Below are 630 nucleotides of genomic sequence, written 5' to 3' on the forward strand. Positions count from 1 at the left end.
TGGCTGTCATAGCCTTTTTCCAGCTTGAGGATGAATTCATCGGCAAGTGCATCCTTCGCCGCCGTCTCGATTTCGGTCTTGCTGGCTCCCGGCCGGCCGAAACCGATATTGTCACGCGCGCTTGCCGCGAAAATGGTGACGTCCTGCGGCACGATGGCGATGCGCTGGCGGACCGAAACGGGATCGGCCTCGCGCACATCGACGCCGTCGATCAGGATCTTGCCTGTTTCGGGATCGTAAAAACGCAGGATCAGCGAAAACACCGTGCTCTTGCCGGCCCCTGACGGCCCGACGATCGCCACCGTCTCGCCCGGCATGACCTGAAAGCTTAAGCCGTGCACGGCGGCGCGGTCGGGCCTTGCCGGGTAGGAGAAGGAGATATTGTCGAAGACGATCGCGCCCTTGGCGACGGCCGGCAGCGGCTTCGGATCGGCGGGAGCCTGGATCGCCGGCTTCTCGGCCAGGATCTCGGTCAGCCGTTCGGCAGCACCCGCCGCTTGCGCAAGTTCGCCCCACACTTCCGACAGCGCGCCCAGCGCGCCGGCGGCGAACACCGAATAGAGCAGGAACTGGCCGAGCGTGCCTGGCGATATCGAGCCTTCGAGCACGTCGCGCGAGCCGAACCACAGC

General features: G+C 64.9%; 1 protein-coding gene. It reads right to left on the minus strand.

All coding sequences use genetic code 11. From position 1 onward, the window contains the following. A partial coding sequence (locus tag EN932_RS37450) for an ATP-binding cassette domain-containing protein (protein ID WP_128369587.1) occupies positions 1 to 630 on the minus strand: 630 nt, incomplete at both ends.

This window comes from Mesorhizobium sp. M7A.F.Ca.US.002.01.1.1 (assembly GCF_004022955.1).
Lineage (GTDB): Bacteria > Pseudomonadota > Alphaproteobacteria > Rhizobiales > Rhizobiaceae > Mesorhizobium > Mesorhizobium ciceri.